This is a genomic window from Pantoea phytobeneficialis, from assembly GCF_009728735.1.
In the GTDB taxonomy this organism is placed as follows: domain Bacteria; phylum Pseudomonadota; class Gammaproteobacteria; order Enterobacterales; family Enterobacteriaceae; genus Pantoea; species Pantoea phytobeneficialis.
The window spans coordinates 783,219-805,428 of record NZ_CP024636.1; the positions used below are offsets into that span (position 1 = coordinate 783,219).

General features: G+C 54.6%; 21 protein-coding genes. 14 read left to right on the forward strand and 7 right to left on the reverse strand.

The annotated features are described in order from the left end of the window. Position 1: 1 nt before the first annotated feature. From murD to mutT, 12 genes are all read left to right on the forward strand, one after another. On the forward strand, positions 2-1,318 hold the full coding sequence (gene murD / locus CTZ24_RS03465; protein WP_208724780.1) for a UDP-N-acetylmuramoyl-L-alanine--D-glutamate ligase: 1,317 nt from the start codon (positions 2-4) through the stop codon (positions 1,316-1,318). Next, on the forward strand, positions 1,318-2,532 hold the full coding sequence (gene ftsW, locus CTZ24_RS03470; RefSeq protein ID WP_021184739.1) for a cell division protein FtsW: 1,215 nt from the start codon (positions 1,318-1,320) through the stop codon (positions 2,530-2,532). The genes murD and ftsW overlap by 1 nt, the downstream gene beginning before the upstream one ends. Beyond that, positions 2,529-3,587 carry an undecaprenyldiphospho-muramoylpentapeptide beta-N-acetylglucosaminyltransferase gene (gene murG, locus CTZ24_RS03475; protein ID WP_208724781.1) on the forward strand — a complete coding sequence of 353 codons (1,059 nt, stop codon included), beginning with the start codon at positions 2,529-2,531 and terminating at the stop codon, positions 3,585-3,587. Before ftsW ends, murG begins: the two co-directional genes overlap by 4 nt. A gap of 70 nt (positions 3,588-3,657) precedes the next feature. Next, the gene (gene murC / locus CTZ24_RS03480; RefSeq protein ID WP_208724782.1) at positions 3,658-5,133 is read left to right on the forward strand and encodes a UDP-N-acetylmuramate--L-alanine ligase; all 1,476 of its coding nucleotides are present in this window, start codon (positions 3,658-3,660) and stop codon (positions 5,131-5,133) included. Then, positions 5,126-6,046, forward strand: coding sequence for a D-alanine--D-alanine ligase (locus CTZ24_RS03485; protein ID WP_208724783.1), 921 nt, complete (start codon positions 5,126-5,128; stop codon positions 6,044-6,046). Before murC ends, CTZ24_RS03485 begins: the two co-directional genes overlap by 8 nt. Before the next feature lies 1 nt (position 6,047). Continuing rightward, entirely contained in the window at positions 6,048-6,887 is an 840-nt protein-coding gene (gene ftsQ, locus CTZ24_RS03490) for a cell division protein FtsQ (protein WP_021184735.1), read from the forward strand. Further along, positions 6,884-8,140 carry a cell division protein FtsA gene (gene ftsA / locus CTZ24_RS03495; RefSeq protein WP_013507861.1) on the forward strand — a complete coding sequence of 419 codons (1,257 nt, stop codon included), beginning with the start codon at positions 6,884-6,886 and terminating at the stop codon, positions 8,138-8,140. Before ftsQ ends, ftsA begins: the two co-directional genes overlap by 4 nt. Positions 8,141-8,211: 71 nt before the next feature. Continuing rightward, on the forward strand, positions 8,212-9,366 hold the full coding sequence (ftsZ, locus tag CTZ24_RS03500) for a cell division protein FtsZ (protein WP_021184734.1): 1,155 nt from the start codon (positions 8,212-8,214) through the stop codon (positions 9,364-9,366). A gap of 101 nt (positions 9,367-9,467) precedes the next feature. Beyond that, positions 9,468-10,385 (forward strand): UDP-3-O-acyl-N-acetylglucosamine deacetylase, encoded by a 918-nt coding sequence (gene lpxC / locus CTZ24_RS03505; RefSeq protein ID WP_021184733.1) that lies wholly within the window; start codon positions 9,468-9,470, stop codon positions 10,383-10,385. A gap of 267 nt (positions 10,386-10,652) precedes the next feature. Further along, positions 10,653-11,159 (forward strand): secA translation cis-regulator SecM, encoded by a 507-nt coding sequence (secM, locus tag CTZ24_RS03510; protein ID WP_208724784.1) that lies wholly within the window; start codon positions 10,653-10,655, stop codon positions 11,157-11,159. A gap of 69 nt (positions 11,160-11,228) precedes the next feature. Beyond that, positions 11,229-13,934, forward strand: a complete 2,706-nt coding sequence (secA, locus tag CTZ24_RS03515) for a preprotein translocase subunit SecA (protein ID WP_208724785.1) — start codon at positions 11,229-11,231, stop codon at positions 13,932-13,934. Positions 13,935-14,031: 97 nt separating this feature from the next. Then, a complete protein-coding gene (gene mutT / locus CTZ24_RS03520) occupies positions 14,032-14,427 on the forward strand; it encodes an 8-oxo-dGTP diphosphatase MutT (RefSeq protein WP_021184730.1) in 396 nt (131 codons plus the stop codon). 24 nt (positions 14,428-14,451) lie between these two features. On the opposite strand, the gene yacG is transcribed toward mutT, so the two are convergent. The 3 genes from yacG to coaE are packed head-to-tail and all read right to left on the reverse strand — an operon-like array spanning position 14,452 to position 16,014. Continuing rightward, entirely contained in the window at positions 14,452-14,649 is a 198-nt protein-coding gene (yacG, locus tag CTZ24_RS03525; protein ID WP_021184729.1) for a DNA gyrase inhibitor YacG, read from the reverse strand. A gap of 8 nt (positions 14,650-14,657) precedes the next feature. Then, complete coding sequence (gene zapD, locus CTZ24_RS03530) at positions 14,658-15,401, reverse strand: cell division protein ZapD (protein WP_208724786.1); 744 nt, start codon at positions 15,399-15,401, stop codon at positions 14,658-14,660. A gap of 4 nt (positions 15,402-15,405) precedes the next feature. Then, positions 15,406-16,014 (reverse strand): dephospho-CoA kinase, encoded by a 609-nt coding sequence (gene coaE, locus CTZ24_RS03535; RefSeq protein ID WP_208724787.1) that lies wholly within the window; start codon positions 16,012-16,014, stop codon positions 15,406-15,408. Between the two features lie 229 nt (positions 16,015-16,243). Here coaE and CTZ24_RS03540 point away from each other — a divergent pair, with 229 nt between their 5' ends. After that, entirely contained in the window at positions 16,244-17,284 is a 1,041-nt protein-coding gene (locus CTZ24_RS03540) for a GMP reductase (RefSeq protein WP_208724788.1), read from the forward strand. 98 nt (positions 17,285-17,382) lie between these two features. Here the strand turns inward: CTZ24_RS03540 and hofC are convergent, their stop codons facing one another. The 4 genes from hofC to nadC form a co-directional block, all read right to left on the reverse strand. Continuing rightward, the gene (gene hofC / locus CTZ24_RS03545) at positions 17,383-18,582 is read right to left on the reverse strand and encodes a protein transport protein HofC (RefSeq protein WP_208724789.1); all 1,200 of its coding nucleotides are present in this window, start codon (positions 18,580-18,582) and stop codon (positions 17,383-17,385) included. Continuing rightward, complete coding sequence (gene gspE / locus CTZ24_RS03550) at positions 18,575-19,963, reverse strand: type II secretion system protein GspE (RefSeq protein ID WP_208724790.1); 1,389 nt, start codon at positions 19,961-19,963, stop codon at positions 18,575-18,577. Before gspE ends, hofC begins: the two co-directional genes overlap by 8 nt. Continuing rightward, on the reverse strand, positions 19,950-20,405 hold the full coding sequence (gene ppdD, locus CTZ24_RS03555; RefSeq protein WP_021184723.1) for a prepilin peptidase-dependent pilin: 456 nt from the start codon (positions 20,403-20,405) through the stop codon (positions 19,950-19,952). The genes gspE and ppdD overlap by 14 nt, the downstream gene beginning before the upstream one ends. A gap of 174 nt (positions 20,406-20,579) precedes the next feature. Next, the gene (gene nadC, locus CTZ24_RS03560; protein ID WP_208724791.1) at positions 20,580-21,476 is read right to left on the reverse strand and encodes a carboxylating nicotinate-nucleotide diphosphorylase; all 897 of its coding nucleotides are present in this window, start codon (positions 21,474-21,476) and stop codon (positions 20,580-20,582) included. A 182-nt stretch (positions 21,477-21,658) separates the two neighbouring features. Between nadC and ampD the strand changes: the two genes are divergently transcribed. Next, positions 21,659-22,210: a 1,6-anhydro-N-acetylmuramyl-L-alanine amidase AmpD gene (ampD, locus tag CTZ24_RS03565; protein WP_208724792.1), complete on the forward strand. Its 552-nt coding sequence runs from the start codon at positions 21,659-21,661 to the stop codon at positions 22,208-22,210.

Consider the following 22,210-nt stretch of genomic DNA (forward strand, 5'->3'; position numbering starts at 1 on the left):
CATGGCTGACTATCGGGGCAGAAAAGTCGTCATCATCGGGTTGGGGCTGACCGGCCTCTCCTGTGTTGATTTCTTTTTAGCGCAGGGCGTAACGCCCCGCGTGATGGACACCCGTGTGTCACCGCCGGGTCTGGATAAGCTGCCAGAACAGGTGGAGCGCTATGTCGGTGGACTGAACAACGACTGGTTGCTGGCGGCCGATTTAATTATCGCCAGCCCAGGTATTGCCCTTGCGCACCCGGCGTTGAGCGAAGCGGCAGATGCCGGTATCGAAATCGTGGGTGATATCGAGCTGTTCTGTCGTGAAGCGCAGGCACCGATTGTGGCGATTACCGGCTCTAACGGTAAAAGCACCGTGACCACCCTGGTGGGCGAAATGGCGCGTGCCGCAGGCTGGCAGGTGGGCGTGGGTGGCAATATCGGTTTACCGGCGTTGTCACTGCTGAAATCCCCGGCTCAGCTGTACGTGCTGGAACTCTCCAGCTTCCAGCTGGAAACCACTTACAGCTTGAAAGCGGCAGCGGCGACCATCCTCAACGTGACGGAAGATCATATGGATCGCTATCCGTTGGGCATGCAGCAGTACCGCGCTGCCAAACTGCGCATCTACGAAAACGCCCGGATTTGTGTGGTTAACGCCGATGACGGCATGACCATGCCGGTACGCGGTGCCGATACCCGCTGCGTCAGCTTTGGTATCGATATCGGTGATTATCATCTCAACCGGCAGCAGGGCAGTACCTGGCTGCGCGTGAAAGGTGAGAAGGTGCTGAACACCGACGAAATGAAGTTGGTGGGGCAACACAACTTCACCAATGCGTTAGCGGCGCTGGCGCTGGCTGATGCGGTGAATATCCCGCGAGCCTCCAGCCTGAAAGCGCTGACCACCTTTACCGGCTTGCCGCATCGCTTCCAACTGGCACATGAAGCGCACGGTATTCGTTGGATTAACGACTCCAAAGCCACCAATGTTGGCAGCACTGAAGCCGCGTTGAATGGTTTGCAGGTCAAAGGCACGCTGTGGCTATTGCTGGGCGGCGATGGTAAATCCGCTGATTTCAGCCCGTTGGCGCGTTATCTGCAAGGTGACAACGTGCGACTGTTCTGCTTTGGCCGTGACGGCGATGCACTGGCGGCCTTACGGCCGGACGTGGCTACCCGCACTGAAACCATGCAGCAGGCAATGGAACAGATCGCGCAGCAGGCAAAAGCGGGCGATATGGTGCTGCTGTCACCAGCCTGCGCCAGCCTCGATCAGTTCCGTAATTTTGAACAGCGTGGCGATCAGTTCGCGCAACTGGCGAAGGAGTTAGGCTGATGCGCATTCCCGGTGCCGGTGTAGCCAGCTTCCTCTCCCTGCGCCTGAAAGATTGGGTGATGGGCGCGCGGGAAAACGAAGATGCGCCGGTGGTGCTGTACGACCGCACGCTGCTGTGGCTGACGTTTGGTCTGGCCCTGGTGGGCTTCATTATGGTGACCTCGGCCTCAATGCCGGTGGGGCAGCGCTTGAATGAAGACCCGTTCTATTTTGCCAAGCGTGATGCTTTTTATATCGCACTGGCGTTCGGTATGGCGCTGGTCACTTTGCGCGTGCCGATGGATTTTTGGCAACGCTACAGCAATGCCATGCTGGTGGTGTCCGTAGTGATGCTGCTGGTGGTGCTGGTGGTGGGTAGCTCGGTCAACGGTGCATCGCGCTGGATTGCATTGGGACCGCTGCGTATTCAGCCTGCGGAGCTATCGAAGCTGTCGCTGTTCTGCTATCTCGCCAGCTATCTGGTGCGCAAAGTGGAAGAGGTACGTAACAACTTCTGGGGCTTCTGTAAACCGATGGGCGTGATGGTGGTGCTGGCGGTGTTACTGCTGGCGCAGCCCGACCTCGGAACGGTGGTGGTGCTGTTTGTCACCACGCTGGCGATGCTGTTTCTGGCAGGTGCGAAGTTGTGGCAGTTCCTCGCAATCATCGGTTCCGGTATTTTCGCCGTGGTGCTGCTGATTATCGCGGAACCCTATCGTATGCGTCGTGTGACGTCTTTCTGGAACCCGTGGGAAGATCCGTTTGGTAGCGGCTACCAGTTAACCCAGTCATTGATGGCGTTTGGCCGTGGTGAGTTCTGGGGGCAGGGGCTGGGCAACTCGGTGCAGAAACTGGAGTATCTGCCGGAAGCGCATACCGACTTTATCTTCTCCATCATCGGTGAAGAATTGGGTTATGCCGGTGTGGTTTTGGCGCTGTTGATGGTATTCTTCGTCGCTTTTCGCGCGATGTCGATTGGCCGTCGCGCGCTGGAGATCGACCAACGTTTTTCCGGCTTTCTGGCCTGTTCCATCGGCGTATGGTTCAGCTTCCAGGCATTGGTTAACGTCGGTGCGGCTGCCGGTATGCTGCCGACCAAAGGTCTGACGTTACCGCTAATTAGTTACGGTGGTTCCAGTTTGATCATTATGTCGACGGCCATCGTGTTTTTGTTGCGCATAGATTATGAAACGCGTCTGGCGAAAGCCCAGGCGTTTACCCGAGGTGGTCGATGAGTGGGAAGCGACTGATGGTGATGGCAGGTGGAACCGGTGGACATGTGTTCCCTGGTCTGGCTGTCGCCCATCATCTGATGGAACAGGGCTGGCAGGTACGCTGGCTGGGGACCGCCGATCGCATGGAAGCCGATCTGGTGCCAAAACATGGTATCGAGATTGATTTTATCCGCATCAGCGGATTACGTGGCAAAGGGATGAAAGCCCAACTGCTGGCACCGCTGCGCATCTTTAATGCCTGGCGTCAGGCGCGCCGCATCATGAAGAACTGGCAGCCAGATGTGGTATTGGGTATGGGCGGTTATGTGTCTGGCCCTGGTGGTCTGGCGGCATGGAGCTGCGGTATCCCGGTGGTGCTGCATGAACAGAACGGTATCGCCGGGCTGACCAACAAATGGCTGGCAAAGATCGCCAGCAAAGTGATGCAGGCTTTTCCCGGCGCATTCCCCAATGCGGATGTGGTTGGAAACCCGGTACGTACCGATGTGTTGGCACTGCCGTTACCTGCTGAACGCCTGACTGGCCGTAGCGGTCCGGTACGTGTGCTGGTCGTAGGGGGCAGCCAGGGGGCGCGTATCCTCAATCAGACGCTGCCGCAGGTTGCCGCTGAACTGGGTGATGTCATCACGTTATGGCATCAGACCGGCAAAGGTGCGCTGGAGACGGTGCAACAGGCGTATCGCGATGCCGGTCAGCCGCAGCATAAAGTCACCGAGTTCATCGATGACATGGCTGCTGCTTATGCCTGGGCTGATGTGGTGGTGTGCCGTTCCGGTGCGCTGACCGTCAGTGAAGTGGCCGCCGCAGGCTTACCGGCGATTTTCGTGCCTTTCATGCATAAAGATCGTCAGCAGTACTGGAATGCGTTGCCGCTGGAGCAGGCGGGCGCAGCCAAAATTTTTGAGCAGCCGCAGTTCACCGCAGCTGTGGTCGCGGAGACGCTGCGCCACTGGGATCGCGCTACCTTGCTGGAGATGGCAGAAAAAGCCCGCCAGGTGGCGATTCCCGATGCAACTGAACGGGTTGCTCAGGAAGTTGCGCGCGCCGCGAAGTAAGTTAATCGGTCAGTCAGATTGACCCGTACCTGGTTCAGGTACAAATGGAAAACACAGGTAACAGAGACAGATGAATACACAACAATTGGCAAAACTGCGTTCCATTGTGCCCGAGATGCGTCGCGTCCGGCACATCCACTTTGTCGGCATTGGCGGTGCTGGCATGGGCGGTATTGCCGAAGTGTTGGCGAACGAAGGTTATCATATTAGCGGTTCCGATTTGGCACCCAACCCGGTGACGCAGCATCTGGCATCGCTGGGCGCAACGATCTATTTCAATCATCGCCCGGAAAACGTGACCGATGCGAGTGTGGTGGTGGTCTCCACTGCCGTGGCGCAGGACAACCCGGAACTGGTGGCGGCGCGTGAACAGCGTATCCCGGTGATTCGTCGCGCAGAGATGCTGGCGGAGCTGATGCGCTTCCGCCACGGCATCGCGATTGCCGGTACGCACGGCAAAACCACCACTACCGCGATGGTAGCCAGTATTTATGCCGAAGGTGGCCTGGATCCGACCTTCGTCAACGGTGGCCTGGTGAAAGCCGCAGGTACCCATGCACGGCTGGGCAGCAGTCGTTATCTGATTGCTGAAGCGGATGAAAGCGATGCGTCGTTCTTGCATCTGCAACCGATGGTGGCGATTGTCACCAATATCGAAGCCGATCATATGGATACCTATCAGGGCGATTTCGAGAACCTGAAACAGACGTTTATCAATTTCCTGCATAACCTGCCGTTCTACGGCCGTGCGGTGATGTGTGTCGATGATGTGGTGATCCGCGATTTGATCCCGCGCGTCGGCCGTCAACTCACCACCTACGGTTTTAGCGAAGATGCTGATGTGCGCATCGAAAATTATGAGCAGCGTGGTGCACAGGGGCACTTCACCCTGATTCGTCACGACAAGCCAGTGCTGCATGTGACGCTGAATGCGCCGGGTCGCCATAACGCGCTCAACGCAGCGGCTGCGGTGGCGGTAGCGACCGAAGAAGGCATCGACGACAACGCGATTCTGGCTGCGCTCGAAAGCTTCCAGGGCACGGGCCGACGTTTTGATGTGCTGGGTGAGTTTGATACCGCCCCGGTTAACGGTACGCCGGGTAGCGCGATGCTGGTCGACGATTATGGTCATCACCCCACCGAGGTGGATGTGACGATCAAAGCTGCGCGCGCTGGCTGGCCTGAGAAAAAATTGGTGATGGTATTTCAGCCGCATCGCTACACGCGCACCCGCGATCTGTTTGACGACTTTGCCAACGTGTTGTCACAGGTGGATGTGTTGCTGATGCTGGATGTGTATCCGGCGGGCGAAGCCGCGATTCCGGGAGCGGATAGCCGTTCGCTGTGCCGCGCGATTCGTGGTCGCGGTAAAGTTGACCCGATTCTGGTGTCTGAACACGATGCGCTGCCAGAGACGCTGGCACCCCTGTTGAGTGGCAACGACCTGGTGATTGTTCAGGGCGCAGGTAATATTGGCAAAATCGCGCGCAAGCTGGCGGAAATCCGTTTACAGCCCGCAGTGAAGGCGGAGGTGCGCAATGGCTGAGAAGGTAGCGGTTTTGTTTGGCGGCACCTCGGCGGAGCGTGAAGTTTCGTTGATGTCCGGTAGCGCGGTGCTGGCTGGATTGCGCGAGATGGGTATTGACGCGCATCCGGTGGATACGCGCGATGTTTCAGTTCTCACCCTGAAACAACAAGGATTTGATAAAGCTTTCATTGCCCTGCATGGTCGTGGCGGTGAAGACGGTACTTTGCAGGCGGTGCTGGAATTCCAGCAGATCCCCTACACCGGCAGCGGTGTTATGGCCTCGGCGATCACCATGGATAAACTGCGCAGCAAATTGCTGTGGCAGGGCAGGGGATTGCCGGCTGGAAAATTTGTCTGGCTGACGCGTCAGCAGCAGGAAAACGGGCTGGATGCGCAGACGTTGGCCGATATTGATGCACTGGGCTTACCGGTGTTCGTCAAACCAAGCTGCGAAGGTTCAAGCGTGGGGATCAGCCGGGTTAATACGCGTGATGCGTTACCGGCGGCGCTGGCAGAAGCGTTTCGTCACGATGATGACGTGCTGGTGGAAGCGTTTTTGAGTGGTGCGGAATACACCGTCGGCATTTTAGGCGACCAGATTCTGCCATCCATCAAAATTCAAACTGCCAGTGAGTTCTATGACTATGAAGCAAAATACATTTCTGACGATACTCAATACTTCTGCCCGAGCGGCTTGAGTGTTGAGCGTGAAGCAGAATTGCAGTCGTTGGTACTGGCGGCCTGGCGGGCATTAGGTTGCAGCGGCTGGGGACGAGTGGATGTGATGGTCGACGGTGAGGATAATTTCCAGCTGCTGGAAGTGAATACTTCGCCAGGAATGACCAGCCATAGTCTGGTGCCGATGGCAGCGAAGCAGGCGGGACTCAGCTTCCCGCAGCTGGTTGCCCGTATTCTGGAGTTGGCCGACTGATATGTCACAGGCGGCGCTGAACGTACGCAACCGCGAACCCCAGGAGCGCACGCGCTCCGGGCGTAGCAACGGTGCCCGGCTTTTCGGCATCGTGTTCCTGCTGATTGTGTTAGGCATTATGGTGGCTGGCGGGCTGGTGGTGTTGAAGTGGATGAACGATGCATCTCGCCTGCCATTATCGAAACTGGTGGTGACCGGTGAAACGCATTACACCACGCACGATGACATTCGCCAGGCGATTTTGTCACTCGGCGCACCGGGCACCTTTATGTCGCAGGATGTCGACATTATCCAGCAGCAAATTGAACGTTTGCCGTGGATTAAACAGGTCAGCGTGCGTAAGCAGTGGCCTGATGAGCTGAAGATTAACCTGGTGGAGTATGTTCCGGTGGCTCGCTGGAATGACCTGCACATGGTGGACGCTGATGGTGTCTCCTTCAGTATCCCGGCCAGTCACATTGGTAAAGAAACCATGCCAATGCTGTACGGGCCGGAAGGCAGTGAGAAAGAGGTGCTGGCCGGGTATCACACCATGAGTGATGTACTGAAGGCCAGCAAGTTTACCCTGAAGGTCGCGTCGATGACGGCGCGGCGCTCGTGGCAGCTGGTGACCAGCGATGATGTGCGCATCGAGTTGGGGCGCAGCGATACCATGAAGCGTCTGAACCGTTTTATTGAGCTCTACCCGGAACTGCAACAGCAGGCCCAGAGCGGTAACAAGCGCATCAGCTATGTCGATTTGCGCTATGACTCGGGTGCTGCCGTAGGATGGACACCGGCACCGTTAGAGCCACAGGAAGTCAATCAGCAACAGAACCAGGCACAGGCTAAACAACAATGATCAAGGCAACGGACAGAAAACTGGTAGTAGGACTTGAAATCGGCACCGCGAAGGTCGCCGCCCTGGTTGGGGAAATTCTGCCCGATGGTATGGTCAACATTATTGGGGTGGGCAGCTGCCCGTCTCGCGGTATGGACAAAGGTGGCGTGAATGACCTTGAGTCGGTGGTGAAATGCGTGCAGCGCGCCATCGATCAGGCTGAACTGATGGCAGATTGCCAGATTTCATCCGTCTACCTTGCTTTATCGGGCAAACATATCAGTTGTCAGAACGAAATCGGGATGGTTCCGATTTCCGAAGAGGAAGTCACTCAGGATGATGTAGAGAACGTGGTGCATACCGCTAAATCGGTTCGCGTTCGTGATGAACATCGTATCCTGCATGTGATTCCGCAGGAATATGCCATCGACTACCAGGAAGGCATTAAGAATCCGGTTGGGCTGTCCGGTGTGCGCATGCAGGCGAAAGTTCATTTGATCACCTGCCACAACGATATGGCGAAAAATATCGTGAAAGCGGTGGAACGATGCGGTCTGAAAGTGGACCAACTGATTTTTGCCGGTTTGGCTTCCAGCTTCTCGGTGTTGACGGAAGATGAGCGCGAATTGGGCGTGTGCGTGGTCGACATCGGTGGCGGTACTATGGATATCGCGGTGTATACCGGCGGCGCGCTGCGTCACACCAAAGTGATCCCGTATGCCGGGAACGTGGTGACCAGCGATATCGCTTACGCCTTTGGTACACCGCCGACGGACGCTGAAGCGATTAAAGTTCGTCATGGCTGCGCGCTGGGTTCCATCGTCGGTAAAGACGAAAATGTGGAAGTCCCGAGTGTGGGTGGACGCCCACCGCGTAGTTTGCAGCGTCAGACGCTGGCAGAAGTGATTGAGCCGCGTTACACCGAACTGCTGAATCTGGTGAATGACGAGATTCTGCAATTGCAGGAACAGCTGCGCCAGCAGGGCGTGAAGCACCATCTGGCAGCCGGTATTGTGCTGACCGGTGGCGCGGCGCAGATTGAAGGCCTGGCGGCCTGCGCCCAGCGTGTTTTTCACACGCAGGTGCGTATTGGTCAGCCACTGAACATCACCGGCCTGACGGATTATGCGCAGGAGCCGTACTATTCAACCGCAGTTGGTCTGCTGCATTACGGCAAAGAGTCACATATGAATGGTGATGCGGAAACGGAAAAACGTGCTTCAGTGGGTAACTGGTTCAAACGAATCAACAGCTGGCTGAAGAAAGAGTTTTAATTTTTGTAAAAGGGGATCATGCTGGCAGTTTTTATGATCTCCAGGCGACAGGCACATAACGGAGAGAAATCATGTTTGAACCTATGGAATTGACCAATGACGCGGTGATTAAAGTCATCGGCGTCGGCGGTGGCGGTGGCAACGCCGTAGAACACATGGTACGCGAGCGTATCGAAGGTGTGGAATTCTTCGCTGTGAACACCGACGCGCAGGCGTTACGTAAAACGGCGGTCGGCCAGACTATCCAGATCGGGACCAATATCACCAAGGGTCTGGGTGCGGGTGCAAACCCGGAAGTCGGTCGCACTTCAGCGGAAGAAGATCGCGAAGCACTGCGTTCTGCGCTGGATGGGGCAGACATGGTGTTTATTGCGGCGGGCATGGGCGGCGGCACCGGTACGGGTGCGGCACCGGTGGTTGCGGAAGTCGCGAAAGATTTGGGTATCCTGACCGTTGCGGTGGTGACTAAGCCCTTCAACTTCGAAGGTAAAAAGCGCATGGCTTTTGCCGAGCAGGGTATCGCTGAACTGTCGAAGCATGTCGATTCACTGATCACGATTCCGAACGACAAGCTGCTGAAAGTGCTGGGTCGTGGCATTTCTCTGCTGGATGCCTTCGGTGCAGCTAACGACGTACTGAAAGGTGCGGTGCAGGGTATCGCCGAGCTGATTACCCGTCCGGGTCTGATGAACGTTGACTTCGCCGACGTACGTACGGTGATGTCAGAGATGGGTTACGCCATGATGGGTTCTGGCGTGGCATGTGGTGAAGACCGTGCGGAAGAAGCGGCCGAAATGGCGATCTCCAGCCCGCTGCTGGAAGATATCGACCTGTCTGGCGCGCGTGGGGTGCTGGTTAACATCACCGCTGGCTTCGATCTGCGTCTCGACGAGTTCGAAACCGTGGGTAACACCATCCGTGCCTTCGCTTCAGACAACGCTACCGTGGTAATCGGTACTTCTCTGGATCCAGAGATGAACGATGAACTGCGTGTGACCGTGGTCGCGACCGGTATCGGTATGGACAAGCGTCCGGAAATCACCCTGGTGACCAACAAACCGGCCAGCCAGCCAGTGATGGACCATCGTTACCAGCAGCATGGCATGGCGCCGCTGCCGCAGGAGCAAAAACCTGCTGCGAAAGTGGTTAACGACCCGGCGGCTTCGTCAAGCAAAGAGCCTGACTATCTGGATATTCCGGCGTTTCTGCGTAAGCAGGCCGACTAAGAATATCCCGAGAATTGGGATTCTCCGCTCTTTGTGCTAAAGTGTTCGCCCGCCGGTAATTTATACTGGCGGTCGGATGGGTAATATTGCGAGATAATGCGATGATCAAACAAAGGACATTAAAACGTATTGTTCAGGCGACTGGCGTCGGTTTACATACCGGCAAAAAAGTCACGCTGACCTTACGCCCTGCGTCGGCTAATACCGGGGTCATCTATCGTCGCACAGACTTGAATCCACCGGTAGATTTCCCGGCTGATGCAAAATACGTGCGCGACACTATGCTGAGTACTTGCCTGGTGAATGATGAAGGCGTGCGTATTTCGACCGTAGAACACCTGAACGCCGCGCTGGCGGGTCTGGGTATCGACAACATCATTGTTGAAGTCGATGCGCCGGAAATCCCGATCATGGACGGCAGTGCTGCACCTTTTATCTATCTGCTGATGGATGCGGGCATCGAAGAGCTGAACAGCGCGAAGAAATTTGTGCGTGTTAAGCAAGCGGTGCGCGTTGAAGATGGCGACAAGTGGGCAGAGATTAAACCGTACAATGGTTTCTCACTCGACTTCACCATCGATTTCAAACATCCGGCAATTGATTCAAGTTCGCAGCGCTATCAGCTGAACTTCTCGGCCGAGGCGTTTGTTCGCCAGATCAGTCGTGCGCGTACCTTCGGCTTTATGCGTGAAATCGAATATCTGCAGTCTAAAGGCCTGTGCCTGGGCGGTAGTTTAGATTGTGCGATTGGCCTCGATGATTTCCGCGTACTGAACGAAGAAGGTCTGCGCTTTGAGGATGAGTTCGTTCGTCACAAAATGCTGGACGCGATCGGCGACCTGTTTATGTGCGGCCACAACGTTATTGGCGCGTTTACCGCCTTTAAATCAGGCCATGCATTGAACAACAAGCTGCTGCAAGCGGTACTGGCGAAGCAGGAAGCCTGGGAATGGGCAACCTTCGAAGACGAAGCTGAACTGCCGCTGGCATTCAAAGCACCCAATCTGGTTCTGGCGTAAGTCAGACATAAAACGGCGGGTCTCCCTGACACTCTCTCCGGTCAGTGGAACCTGCCGTTTTTTATTCTCTATCCTTTCTGCGTAACGACTCGCATTTCACTGCCAACACGGGTTAGTTCTTGTACGAAAAAGCGTGAATTCGCCCGACGACCATTGAATCACTGGTGTGGAAGCCACACATAAATGCTATTATCAGGCGCCTGAATTGGCAGGGTAAGTACCGCCGCAGGCGGGAATACTATTTTACTGAAGCATTGTGGACGGGTTGTGATCGGGATTTTCTCACGCTGGCGACAATTTGGCAGACGCTACTTCTGGCCGCATCTCCTGTTGGGGATGGTTGCAGCCAGTTTTGGCTTGCCCGCGTGTGCGCAAACCTCCGAACCTACTTCCGCTGATACGCCTGTCAGCAGCCTGTTTGTCGGTAATATCGTCCGTTTCGACCACCTGATCCGTCTCCAGGAAACGGCACGCCGCCCAAGTTTTAATGTCGATTACTGGCATCAACATGCCATTCGCACCGTTATTCGCCATCTCTCTTTCAGCATGACGCCACCGGCGCAGGCGCAGAGCGATCAGGTGGCTCCGCTGGCAGCACAAAAGCTGGCGCTCATCGATTCATTACAAGCATTGCTGACTTCACCGGCGATGCCACAGATGGTTGCCGAACCGCAACGTGCCGTTCGCGTCTCAGAACCGCAAATTAATACCCCCGCTTTCTGGTTGTCTGCTCTTCAGGGCATTCGCGCCGGACCTTCATTGCTCAACTGCTAACCTTTTTCACTCACTTTGTTTAGATTGCGCAGTTCGTGGTGTCACGACTGAATTGAGAAAATAATTATCATGTTAATCAAATTATTAACTAAAGTTTTTGGTAGTAGCAATGATCGTACTCTGCGCCGCATGCGCAAAGTCGTGGATGTCATCAATAAGATGGAGCCGGATTTTGAAAAGCTCTCCGATGACGAATTGAAAGCGAAAACGGGTTTATTCCGCGAGCGTCTGGAAAAAGGTGAAAGCCTGGAAAGCTTGATCCCGGAAGCCTTCGCCACCGTACGTGAGGCAAGTAAGCGTGTGTTTGGCATGCGCCATTTCGACGTGCAGTTGATTGGCGGCATGGTACTCAACGAACGTTGCATCGCTGAGATGCGTACCGGTGAAGGTAAAACCCTGACAGCTACGCTGCCTGCTTACCTGAATGCCCTGAGTGGCAAAGGCGTCCACGTCGTAACCGTGAACGATTACCTTGCTCAACGTGACGCCGAAAATAACCGTCCGCTGTTTGAATTCCTTGGTCTGACCGTGGGTATCAACCTGCCAGGTATGCCGTCAATTGCCAAACGCGCTGCCTATGCTGCCGATATCACCTACGGTACCAACAACGAGTATGGTTTCGACTATCTGCGTGACAACATGGCTTTCAGCCCGGAAGAGCGCGTGCAGCGTAAACTGCATTATGCGCTGGTGGATGAGGTCGACTCCATCCTGATCGATGAAGCGCGTACGCCGCTGATCATCTCTGGCCCGGCTGAAGACAGCTCTGACCTGTATATCAAGGTCAACAAAATCATCCCGCACCTGATCCGTCAGGACAAAGAAGATTCCGATACCTTCCAGGGCGAAGGTGACTTCTGGGTGGATGAAAAAGCGCGTCAGGCACATATGACTGAGCGCGGTCTGGTTAAAGTCGAAGAACTGCTGGTTAGCCAGAACATTATGGATGAGGGTGAATCTCTCTATTCACCGACCAACATTATGCTGATGCACCATGTCACTGCGGCTCTGCGTGCGCATGCGTTGTTCACCCGTGACGTTGACTACATCGTTAAAGATGGCGAGGTTGTGATCGTTGATGAACACACCGGTCGTACGATGCAGGGACGTCGTTGGTCTGATGGTCTGCATCAGGCGGTTGAAGCCAAAGAAGGCGTGGAGATCCAGAACGAAAACCAGACGCTGGCGTCCATCACCTTCCAGAACTATTTCCGTATCTACGAAAAACTGGCCGGTATGACCGGTACAGCGGATACCGAAGCCTTTGAATTTAGCTCGATCTACAAACTCGATACCATCGTGGTGCCAACCAACCGTCCGATGGTGCGTAAAGATATGGCCGATCTGGTCTACATGACCGAGAAAGAGAAGATTGATGCCATCATTGAAGATATTCGTGCCTGTACTGCCAATGGGCAGCCGGTACTGGTGGGTACCATTTCAATTGAAAAATCTGAAGTGGTCTCCAACGAACTGACGCGTGCCGGCATCAAACACAGCGTACTGAACGCCAAATTCCACGCCCGCGAAGCAGATATCGTGGCACAGGCTGGTCAGCCTGGTGCTGTGACCATCGCCACAAACATGGCGGGTCGTGGTACTGACATTATGCTGGGTGGTAACTGGCATGCAGAAGTGGCGGAGCTGGAAGCGCCAACCGACGCACAGATTGAAGAAATCAAAGCCGCCTGGCAGCAGCGTCATGAAGCGGTTCTGGCTGCCGGTGGTTTGCATATTATCGGTACTGAGCGCCATGAATCGCGTCGTATCGATAACCAGCTGCGTGGCCGTGCGGGCCGTCAGGGTGACGCCGGTTCTTCACGTTTCTACCTGTCAATGGAAGATGCATTGATGCGTATCTTCGCCTCGGATCGTGTCTCTAACATGATGCGTAAGCTGGGGATGAAGCCAGGTGAAGCGATTGAACACCCGTGGGTAACCAAAGCGATTGCCAATGCGCAGCGTAAAGTAGAAAGCCGTAACTTCGACATCCGTAAGCAGCTGCTTGAGTATGATGATGTTGCTAACGATCAGCGCCGCGCGATCTACAGCCAGCGTAACGAGCTGCTGGATGTGTCTGACGTATCAGAAACCATCAACAGCATCCGTGAGGATGTGTTTAAAGCAACCATCGACACCTATATTCCGCCGCAGTCGCTGGAGGAAATGTGGGATGTGCCTGGCCTTGAAGAGCGTCTGCGTACTGATTTCGACCTGGATCTGCCGATTGCGGAATGGCTGGATAAAGAACCTGACCTGCATGAAGAGACGCTGCGCGAGCGCATCATGAAGCATGCGACAGAAAGCTACGCTGCCAAAGAAGAAGTGGTGGGCGTGGAAATGATGCGTAACTTTGAAAAAGGCGTGATGCTGCAAACGCTGGACTCACTGTGGAAAGAGCATCTGGCTGCGATGGATTATCTGCGTCAGGGTATTCATCTGCGTGGTTACGCGCAGAAAGATCCGAAGCAGGAATACAAGCGCGAATCTTTCTCCATGTTTGCCGCCATGCTGGAATCGCTGAAATACGAAGTGATCAGCACCCTGAGCAAAGTTCAGGTGCGTATGCCGGAAGAAGTTGAAGCGATGGAGCAACAGCGTCGTGAAGAAGCTGAGCGTCTGGCACAGCAGCAGCAGTTGAGTCATGTTGATGATGAGACCGCAGCGGCTGCCGCGCTGGCGGCGCAGGGCGGCGAACGCAAGGTCGGTCGTAACGATCCTTGCCCATGTGGTTCAGGTAAAAAATATAAGCAGTGCCACGGCCGTCTGGCCTGATAAAGAAAGGAGCCGATTGGCTCCTTTTTTTATGCGTTTTCACGGTGACTGCTTTAGAATCAGCGACTCATTTTATTCTTTTAGCGGAATTCAGCTTATGAAACACCTGCAAGTCGCGGTGGGCATCATTCGCAATGCCAGTCACCAGATCTTCCTTGCTCAACGTGCAGCAAGTTCCCACATGGCTAACAAATGGGAGTTTCCTGGCGGCAAAATCGAACAGGACGAAACCGCTGAACAGGCGTTGAAGCGTGAGCTAATGGAAGAGACGGGGATTGAAGTGACGGCAGCTCAGCCAATTGGGCAGGCTGATCACAGCTATGAAGATTTGCGTGTCACGCTGCACTTCTTTCTGGTGGAAGGTTGGCATGGCGAGCCCTGGGGTAAGGAAGGGCAGCCGCAACGCTGGGTCGAGCAAACAGCCTTGGTTGCAGAAGAATTCCCACCCGCAAACCATGCATTGATTGCACGCCTGGTGGCGGGAGAAATCTGATATCAGGGGCCAGGCCCCTGATAGTTACTGTTGTTCTTCGCTCCAGTCGTCGCTGTCGGTCATATCACCGCTGCTGGCAATACGTTTTTCTTCTGCTGCCCATTCGCCTAAATCAATCAGCTGGCAACGTTTGCTACAAAATGGGCGCCAGGGACTCAGTTCGTCCCACATCACGTCTTTACCGCAATTGGGGCAAGGTACAACAATCATTTCTTCCTGCATAACATCCTCTAACAACAGGCCAGTTCAAAGTTAAGTCGTTCGGGTACTTCACCACGTTCACTGTCCAGCGGCAGGAAGCGAATGGCATAACGGCTCTTATGGCCGGAGACTTGCGGATATAAGGCATCTTCCAGTGTGAGTTGCAACCGCAACAAATCAGCACCTTCGGCGTTATCCTGATAAAACCCGTTCAGGCTGGTTTGATTGCGAAACACACCCGATTGGCGAACTAAATCAAGGATCATCGCAAGGCTGTTACGCAGTGGATTAAGCGATTCCAGCCAGGCGTTGACTTGCGCATCACGCATCGGTTGTTCGAGATGCAACCAGATATGCAGGCCGGGCAAATCAAAACTACAGCAACCACCAGGAATGCTCAGGCGCTGACGAACCAGCCCGATCAGGCGATCTTCACGTAATTGCTGGCCCATACGTGGTGCCTGTAACAGCTCACTCGATTGCTGTTTTAGCTGCTTACTTAACGTCTGCACTCGTTGCAGATCCACTCCCGGGACATCGAGCCAGGCGCGCAACTTTTGCTGCTGGCGTTCCTGTTCTTTCAGCAGTTCAGTGCGCATGTCACCCCGTTCGAAGATGTCCAGCAAATCGGCAAGAATGCGGAAGACACCCAGCGCGGAAACGGAACTGGAGACGGGGATGGTTTCGTGCAATTGGTTAAGCAGAAATTCGACGCGTAACCAGGTACGCATTTTCTCATTCAGGGGATGTTCAAACAGAACGACTGTACTCATGGTGTTAATCCTGTTCTGCTGCGGCCAGACGCAAGTAGCGCTGGTGAAGTTCAGCAACACGCGGCAGCGCATCATCAGGCGTGCCGCTATTATCGATGATGTCATCCGCGACGGCCAGGCGCTGTTGTCGGCTGGCCTGCGCGGCAAGAATATTTTGGGCTTGCGCGAGGGATATCCCGTCGCGTTGTTGCGTACGCTGCAATTGGGTTGCCTCATCCACATCCACCACCAGCACGCGATTGGCCTGATGTTGCAGGCCGTTTTCCACCAGCAACGGCACTACCCACAGCACATAAGGTGAGGTAGTGAGTGCCTTTAACTGCTGAGTTCGCGCATTAATTAATGGATGCAACAATTGGTTCAGCCAGTTTTTTTCCTGCGGCTGCTGAAAAATAATTTCGCGCAACCGTGCACGATAAAGCGTGCCTTCTGCCGTCAGGATCGATTCGCCATGACGTTTAACGATCGCCTGCAATGCTGGCGTACCCGGTTCAACTACTTCTCTGGCAATGGAGTCGGCGTCGATGATCTCGGCACCCAGCGCCGCGAAGGCATTGGCGATGGTGGATTTACCACTGCCAATGCCACCCGTTAGCGCAACGGTAAAAGGCATAGCGTTTTCCTGGAATCTGCACCGTCATGCTGCCACAACCTGCGTAAAACTTAAGGCAAGATGAGAGCAGGATCACAATCGATTTTCTCAGCTAAATTTAACGGATTGTAGCTTAAATAAAGTGAAATTCGCAGTCTTGTCGCAGAACGAATGGCGCGTATGATAACGACACTGGAGCCGTGAGCGCTACCCGAACTGAGGTTCGATGCCACTAACCAGGACACCCGTTATGCGTATTGAAGAAGATGTAAAACTGGGCTTTAAAGACGTACTGATCCGCCCTAAACGTTCCACTCTCAAAAGCCGTTCTGATGTTGAACTCGAGCGTACTTTTACCTTTAAACACTCTGCTCTAAGCTGGACTGGCGTACCGGTTATCGCCGCTAATATGGATACGGTCGGTACTTTCACTATGGCAGAAGCGCTGGCAGGATTTGGCGTGCTGACCGCCGTGCACAAACACTACAGCGTCGAAGACTGGCAGGCGTTTATTCAGCGCGTGCCCACATCTGTGCTGGGGCATGTAATGGTGTCTACCGGTACGTCAGAAGCAGACTTCAGCAAACTCAGTGCCGTTCTGGCGCTTTCACCTCAACTTAACTTTATCTGCATCGATGTTGCTAATGGTTATTCCGAGCACTTTGTCGCGTTCCTGCAACGTGCGCGCGAGAGTTTCCCGGATAAAACGATTTGTGCCGGTAATGTGGTCACCGGGGAAATGGTGGAAGAACTGATTTTGTCTGGTGCGGATATCGTAAAAGTGGGTATTGGTCCCGGCTCAGTCTGCACCACACGCGTGAAAACTGGGGTGGGTTATCCGCAGCTTTCAGCCGTGATTGAATGTGCAGATGCTGCTCATGGGCTGGGGGGGCAGATCGTCAGTGATGGCGGTTGTGCCGTACCGGGTGATATCGCCAAAGCCTTTGGTGGCGGAGCCGATTTTGTCATGCTTGGCGGTATGCTGGCGGCACATGATGAGTGTGAAGGCACTATCGTTGAGGAGCAGGGTGAGCAATTTATGCTGTTTTATGGCATGAGTTCAGAATCAGCCATGAAGCGCCATGTTGGTGGTGTTGCGCAGTACCGTGCGGCAGAGGGAAAAACCGTTCGGCTGCCGCTGCGTGGTCCGGTTGACGACACGATTAAAGATATCCTCGGTGGCCTGCGATCGGCATGTACTTATGTTGGGGCGGAAAGACTCAAAGAGCTGACCAAACGCACCACTTTTATTCGGGTGGCGGAACAGGAAAATCGGGTGTTTACTCGCTGATTCAACGGTAGCGGCGCGATTTATCGCGCGACCTTTTCTGACTTCGTGTACAAAATTGCGCGAATAATCAAGCCGCTGCGAATAAAAATGCACGCCCATCAGCGAATAGCATCACCCAGGCCAAATACCGGCAGATACATCGCAATCACCAGTGTCCCCACGATGCCGCCAATAACGACCATCATCATGGGCTCAAGTGCTGCGGCCAGAGACTCTGCGCGGCTCAGCGTATTCTGCCGATGCCATTCCGCCAGGCGTGACAGCATGACATCTAAAGCACCCACCTCTTCACCCACTTTGATGAGTTGGGCACACAGGGGAGTGAACAATTGATGTTGTAGCAGAGCCTGATGCAAGGGTGCGCCAGCGGCAATATGTTGCTGCAATTCCCCGATAGCCTCACGCCAGAGTCGGGCAGCCAGTGTGACTTCAACCGCTTGCAAACTTTGCAGTAAGGTCAGGCCGGCCCGCTGTGTCAGTTGAAGAATGTCATAAATTTGCGTGAGTTGGCTGCCGCGCCATAGCGGTGCCAGCAATGGCAGCCGTAATAACCAAAGCTGGCATTGACGCTGCCAGCCGGGAGAGCGTCGATAAAATTGTTGAACCAGAATGGCAACGGCTCCGCAGGTCAACAGTAACGGTAAAGCAACCGCCTGTAGCAAGGCTGATAATGCCATCACACCGGCAGTGAGTGCCGGGAGTGGTGCATCGAAGCTGGCGTACACCGAGACAAATTCCGGCAAGACAAATAGCAGCATGCCAGCACTCACTGCTATCGCGACCAACATTATGAACAATGGATAGCGCAGTGCCTTGACCACTTTCTGACGCAAAAGCTGTTGGCCGGTTTGCTGCTGCGCCAGTTGGCGGCAACATTCGTCTAATTGCCCGGTAAGTTCTCCCACCTGCATTAATGCCGGAAACAACGGCGGGAAAATTTGCGGCCAGTCGCGTAATGCCTGGGAAAAGGGTACTCCTGCAAGCACCCGTTGCTGCAACCCTCTGAGTAATGTACGCCAGCCAATATCGGGATGTCCTTCGGCAAGCAGAGCCAGGCTTTCTGCCAGAGGAAGTCCTGCCTTGAGCAGCGTGGCAAGTTGTTGGATGAGGTTGCTTTTTTGCTGCCACTTCCAGTCGCGCGCACGCCAGCACTTCCCCCGTTTCCAACTCACGGCCATCATTCCACGATCCGCCAACTGGTGCAGCAGTGCATCCGGGGTGGAGATTAATGATTCACCGTTTTGCAGTAAACCCGCGCTATCCAGTGCCTGCCAGCGAAAATGATAGAGATTAGCCATTGCCCAATCCAACCACGCGTTGCATCTCTTCCAGTGAGGTTTCCCCTCGACTGACCGCTTCCAGTCCGGCGGCGACCAGCGTTTTCATTCCCTGTTGATTTGCCAGTGAGAGCAGATGCTCCAATGGCATATCAGCAGAGATGGCGTTCTGCAATTTGGCGGTCATGGGCAGGAGTTCGAAAAGTGCCAACCGCCCATAGTAGCCAGAAAAACAGTGGTCGCACCCCGGAGCCCGCCAGGTCTGAAGCGTTCCCGGCCATAATTCGGGGGGCAGGTGAGCAATTGCCTGCCCCGGTTGGCGGCAATGTATACACAGGCGTCTTACCAGCCGTTGTGCAACAATCAGTTGCAGCGCCGGACCTAGCAGATAGCCGGGGATCCCCATTTGCCGTAGCCGCGTCAGGGTTTCAGCGGTTGAGTTGGTATGCAGCGTAGAGAGGACCAGATGACCGGTTTGCGCGGCTTTGACGGCAATCCCCGCCGTCTCCGCATCACGTATTTCACCCACCATGATGATGTCCGGGTCCTGGCGCAATAAGGCGCGCAACACCAGATTAAAATCCAGCCCACTGCGGGGCTGAATTTGTGTCTGGTTGATACCTTCAAGCGGAATTTCCACCGGATCTTCAACACTACAGACGTTTTTTTCCGGCACATTGAGTGCACTCAATCCGCTGTAAAGGGTGAAGGTTTTGCCGCTACCGGTTGGACCGGTTACCAGAATCAACCCCTGTGGTTTCGCCAGTGCCGTGCTGAACTGACGCAACTGGCTGGTCGGCATGCCGAGTTTATCCAGCGCAATCGCGCTATTTTCGCTCTGCATTAAACGTACAACCGCTTTCTCTCCGTGGCTGATGGGTAAGGTGGAGAGACGAAAGGCGGCCTGCTTCCCTTCCAGTTCCAGAGTAAATTGCCCATCCTGTGGCAATCGTCGTTCAGCAATATCCAGCCCGCCGAGAATTTTCAGCCGGGCCAGCACCGCAGCGGGTTGAGCATCGGGTAATTGCGCCAGCTTGTGCAGGACACCATCAATACGCAGCCGAACACGCAACGCGTGATGCTGTGGCTCAAAATGGACATCGGATGCACGACGTTGTAATGCCTGGCGCAGAATATACTCCACTGCGTTGATGGCAGACTCCACCGCAGCCTGTTCTTTGGGCACCTCAGAACGCCCCGGCTCGTGGAGTTGCTGCTCGATTCGGGCGGCTGGCCAGCACTCCACCTCGACTTTGCACTGACTGGCAAATTGCAGTGCCTCCAGCAGCGCCGGTTCAGGTGTACCGGACACAGCCACGCGCAGCAAAGTGTCATCATGATGCAGGATTATCGCGTTATGACGCCGACACAGCGTCTTGAGCATGTCATCAGGCTTCTCCATGACGTCCACCTTTGTCAGCAAAGCGGAACTGTTCCAGGCAGTTTTCGCGCAGGGTGCTGTTGTCGCTGTTACAGCTACGTTGCCAGTCAAGCGTGCCATCGGTGCTGTTCCACACCGGTTGCATCTCCACCGTTAATCCTGACAGGCTTTCCTGCCCGGTCAGCGTGATGACACCGTTGATGACGGCAAGTGTCGCGACATAACGCGAACCTTTGGCTGCCGGTATCCCCCGATCACCTGCCTGGCATTGAGCAGGGCCACCACGTTCAATGGCACAAAGTTCCACCGCCGTCTTGTAAGGCACCATCGTCTGTAACATATCCGTCAGAGCGGCGCGTTGTAGATAATTTTGATAAGCCGGAACACCGATTGCGCTAAGGATGGCCACAATGCCGATCACAATCATTAATTCGATGAGGGTAAAACCACGTTGTCGTTCCATAAGCAGGCTCCTTGTTGTGGAGCCGTCACGGTAAAAAAGGGGGCAGGAAAGAAAAAGCGATGAAATCAAACGGCTGGAAACGTTACGCAGAAAAGATCCGCATTTGCAGTCTGCTGAACAGGGAACTGGAAGCAACCTCGCAGATTCGCGGTGCAGCGCACCGCGACGGGACTATCAGGTTTCGCGAAAACGCATGGAGAGATCAAGTGCGCGTACGTGTTTGGTTAACGCTCCTACCGAGACATAATCCACCCCGGTTTGCGCAATTTGCGGCAGTGTCGTTTCTGTCACGTTGCCGGACACTTCGAGTAATGCGCGCTTTTGTGTCAGCACCACAGCGTCACGCATCATCTCGAGACTGAAGTTATCGAGCATCACGATGTCGGCACCCGCATCCAGCGCATCCCGCAGCTCATTCAGCGTTTCAACTTCGACCTCGACCGGCACATCAGGGTGCAGCCACAACGCTTTCTCCACGGCCTGGCGCACCGAGCCACTGGCGATAATATGGTTCTCTTTAATCAGAAAGGCGTCAGACAGACCGAGACGATGATTACTACCGCCCCCGCAGAGCACGGCATATTTAAGGGCGGTTCGCAGCCCCGGTAAGGTTTTTCGTGTATCCAGTAACTGCGTATTGCTACCTGCCAGCAAGGCCACATAATGACTGACTTCGGTTGCCACACCAGAGAGCGTTTGTACAAAATTCAGCGCGGTGCGTTCCGCCGTCAACAGCAGACGTGCCGGACCCTGGAGTTCAAACAACAACTGGTCAGCGGTCAGGGTTTGCCCATCTTCAACATGCCAGGTGATGGTGATTTTATTACCCAGTTGGATGAAGACCTCTTCCACCCAGCGTTTACCACAGAAAACACCGGCTTCGCGTGTGATGATTTTGGCTTCGGCTTGTTTGTCTGCCGGGAGCAATAGCGCTGTGATGTCACGATCGGCATTCACTTCGCCGCCTAAGTCTTCCCGAAGTGCAGCGGCAACGGCTTCCGGGATGTCCTGCTCAATGCGCCTGATCAATGCCTGACGACGATGATCGGGATCGTAACGACGCGATGCCATACTATTTCTGCTCCAGATGACGAGAGAATGAGCGCACACCTTAGCCTGATTTTTGCGTCAATGCCAGTTCATGGCGATGAAATGTTTAGTATCCTTAACTTCCTCTGCCTTTCGCATTAACTCACAAGCTCCCGGAAAGAATCATGTTATTCTCAGCCTGACCTCAACGTAGGGAAAACGGCATGAAACTGGAAGATGGCTGGATTAGCAGTGCGCGTAAGGTGCTTTCACCGCACTTCAATCAGCGGCCGGAAAATGAAATACCTTCGGTGCTGATTATTCACAATATCAGTTTGCCGCCCGGCGAATTTGGCGGCCCGTGGATTGATCGTCTGTTCACGGGGACTCTGCCTGCGGATGCGCATCCTTATTTTGCCGATATTGCCCATTTACGTGTGGCTGCGCACTGTCTGATCCGGCGCGACGGTGAACTGGTGCAGTATGTTTCCTTTGACCAGCGAGCCTGGCATGCGGGGGCATCGCAGTTTGACGGTCGGGAAAATTGTAATGATTTTTCGATGGGGATAGAGCTGGAAGGCACCGATATTCTGCCCTATACCGATGCACAGTATGCGACGCTGGCACAGGTAACCGAGCTATTGATGCAACACTATCCGCTGACAGCGGAACGTATCACCGGACACAGTGATATTGCGCCGGAACGTAAAACCGATCCGGGACCGGCATTTGACTGGGTACGCTATAAACATGCCTTAAAGCGGGAGAATCCCTGA